Source organism: Endozoicomonas sp., from assembly GCF_051008435.1.
Classification (GTDB): domain Bacteria; phylum Pseudomonadota; class Gammaproteobacteria; order Pseudomonadales; family Endozoicomonadaceae; genus Endozoicomonas_A.
Genome location: NZ_JBPCXO010000398.1, coordinates 1 through 2,959 on the forward strand (window position 1 = coordinate 1; position 2,959 = coordinate 2,959).

The following is a 2,959-nucleotide window of genomic DNA, read 5'->3' on the forward strand; positions in this document are numbered from 1 at the left end:
TCGCAGGCCGGGTCAGTGCACCCATTCTGAAACTGGTGCAACTCTGGCAGGACTTTCAGCAGGCGGGTATCTCTGTTCAGCGGTTGGGTGACATATTAAATACGCCTACAGAACCTGGCCATGATCCAAACCGTACAACCCTTCCCGCTCTCAATGGCTTCGTCAAGTTTGAGCATGTGCTTTTCCGCTACCAGCCGGATCGCCCGGCCGTGCTGAATGGCGTTTCTCTGGAAGTTAAGCCCGGTGAGATCATTGGCATAGTCGGTCGATCCGGTTCAGGGAAGAGCACGCTGACCAAACTGGTGCAACGATTGTATGTGCCTGAGTCTGGTCGAGTATTAGTAGACGGCGTTGATCTGGCATTAGTTGAACCTGCCTGGTTAAGAAGGCAAGTGGGTGTCGTGCTCCAGGAGAACTTTTTATTCAACCGTTCCGTTCGGGACAACATCGCTTTGGCTGACCCCGGAGCTTCTATTGAACGTATTATGGCGGCGGCAAAACTGGCGGGTGCTCATGAATTTATTCTGGAACTGCCCGAAGGTTATGACACCCAAGTGGGTGAGCAAGGCAGTTCATTGTCTGGCGGGCAGAAACAGCGCATTGCTATTGCCCGGGCCTTGCTGACCAATCCCAAAATACTGATTTTTGATGAAGCCACCAGTGCTTTGGATTATGAATCCGAACATATCATTCAACAGAATATGAAGCGGATCAGTCAGGGACGCACTGTGTTTATTATTGCCCACCGTCTTTCCACCGTTCGCGACGCTAGCCGGATTATTGTGATGGATAAAGGCCGAATCGTTGAAGAGGGTAGCCACGACCATCTGGTTAAACAAGGTGGCCATTACGCACGACTGAATGCTCATCAGCACGGTGTCAGGGAGTCGGTGTAATGATTCGATCATTCTTTGAAAAGGCCACAAAAATTCTGTTATCGAGAACTGAAAAGCCTGAAGCCTTACAAAACACTCGTCGTCAATTTCTGCCCGCTGCATTGGAAGTGGAAGAGACACCGGCAAATCCTGCCAGCAGAGCCATAGTCAAAGCCATAGCCTTGCTGTTTGTTATTGCGGTGGTCTGGGCCTGTGTAGGGAAGATCGACATTGTCGCTTCAGCGCAAGGGAAAATTGTACCGGGTGAACGGGTAAAAACCATTCAGCCCATGGTGATTGGCGAAGTGCAAAGGATTCATGTCCGCGAAGGTGATGAAGTGAAAGCCGGTGATCCGTTAATTACTCTGGTCGGTACAATGACAGACGCAGAAAGAGTTCGGTTGGAGCAGGAAATTACGGCTTTTTCTCTACAACTGGCACGACAAGAAGCGTTTACGGACTATCTGGATCACAACACCGGCACAAGACCAGAAACGTTGAAACTGGATAGCTACCTGAGCCTGAAGTCCAACCAGAGTGTTCAGGGTAAAAAAACTCAGACCTTTGAAGAGCAGCTGCTACTGCAACAAATAGAAGACTATGTTTCTGCCAGTGAAACCCTGAAGAGTCAGCTTAAAAGCAAAGCCGCAGAACAACAGACCATAAAAGCCATCGTCACTAAACTGCAACGGGTGCTGCCTATTATCGAAGAGCGTACTCAGGCATTGGAAGGGCTCTATAAAAAGAACTACGGATCAAAAGTGCAATATCTGGAGCTGGAACAACAGCGCATAGAGCTGGAAGAAGATATAAAGGCTCAGCAGGCAGCGGTAAGACAGCTGGAAGCTGAGCAGGAAGAAATCCAGAACCAGCGGCTCAGTCTCCATGCCCAAACCAGGCGCGAAAGCCTGGACCAACAGGAACAACTGCACCGACAGCTCGCCAGCCTGAAACAGGAAAGTATCAAGGCACAGGAATTGCATGATCAACAATTGATCACAGCACCGCTAGACGGCACCGTTCAACAGTTACAGATTCATACCATTGGTGGTGTCGTGCAACCCGCACAGGCACTGATGCAGATCGTACCAAAAGAAGCAAAAATGGAAGTGGAAGCCTGGGTGTTGAACAAGGATATCGGCTTTGTTCATGAAGGGCAGAAAGCGGAAGTGAAGATCGATACTTTTAACTTCACTAAGTATGGACAGATTTCAGGTGAGCTGGTCAATATTTCCAATGATGCTGTGCCTGATGAAAAGCAGGGGTTGAGATATCTGGCCAATGTACAGATCGAGAAGGATTGGATGTTGGTAGAGAAGAGGAAAGTGAATCTATCGCCTGGAATGAGTGTGGCGGTGGAAATTAAAACGGGGCAGCGGCGATTGATTGAATATTTTTTGAGTCCGCTTTTGAGGTTTAAGCAGGAGAGTTTGGGTGAAAGATAAAATAGCTTTGCTTTTATATCGATTTTTTTCTTTGGTTTTTGCATTCCTTGTTTCATGGAAGGTATTTATTATGGCAGAAGATCTAATGGCATGGTTTGATTGGTGGTCTTTAGGCGCCAAGCCGAAGATTGTTCAAGGGGAAGTTTATAAAATATATGAGTACGAAGGAGATCAAGTGATAATAATAAAAAAACTTGGTCAATATCATAGGCTTGATTTTGTCCTCAACAAGAAACAGCTGTATAAGCTGAAGAGTACTCAAAGAGAGTTAGAGTTTCAGTATTACTTGACGTCATCTGGAATGAAATATGTTTTTCAAATAAGAGATCCTTTAAATAATAGTTTCATTTACCAAGGAAATTTTAATGATAGTGGTTGGCAAGGGGTTGTTTGGCTAGTCTTTTTGGTTTTCTTTTTAGGTATGGTGGTTTTTTTTATATACAGTTTTTTAATGGCAGGAAAAATAAAAAGGAGATTTTTTTAAATGTCTGCTGCAACAAGTATAAAGCTTGATAGGTAATTCCTAAAAAACTGCTGGACAGAGAAAGAGAATAATACCTTTCCCTTGCAGCGACTATCCTTTATCCCATGGTTTTCTCAACCCGCAACGAACAGCAGAGTGAACAGACTGCAAAGCTT

The 2,959-nt window shown here is 45.7% G+C and carries 3 protein-coding genes; all 3 read left to right on the forward strand.

Annotated elements, in window-relative coordinates; all coding sequences use genetic code 11:
• On the forward strand, nt 1–896 hold an 896-nt coding region (locus ACR2PX_RS20290; RefSeq protein ID WP_434001178.1), incomplete at its 5' end, for an ATP-binding cassette domain-containing protein.
• The gene (locus ACR2PX_RS20295; protein WP_434001179.1) at nt 896–2,320 is read left to right on the forward strand and encodes an HlyD family type I secretion periplasmic adaptor subunit; all 1,425 of its coding nucleotides are present in this window, start codon (nt 896–898) and stop codon (nt 2,318–2,320) included. The genes ACR2PX_RS20290 and ACR2PX_RS20295, both read left to right, overlap by 1 nt.
• Entirely contained in the window at nt 2,310–2,804 is a 495-nt protein-coding gene (locus tag ACR2PX_RS20300; protein ID WP_434001180.1) for a hypothetical protein, read from the forward strand. Before ACR2PX_RS20295 ends, ACR2PX_RS20300 begins: the two co-directional genes overlap by 11 nt.
• Nucleotides 2,805–2,959: the final 155 nt, after the last annotated feature.

Bases quoted from the DNA above. Each gene is read 5' to 3' on its own strand.
- ACR2PX_RS20295 (WP_434001179.1), top strand. From the start codon at position 896: ATGATTCGATCATTCTTTGAAAAGGCCACAAAAATTCTGTTATCGAGA.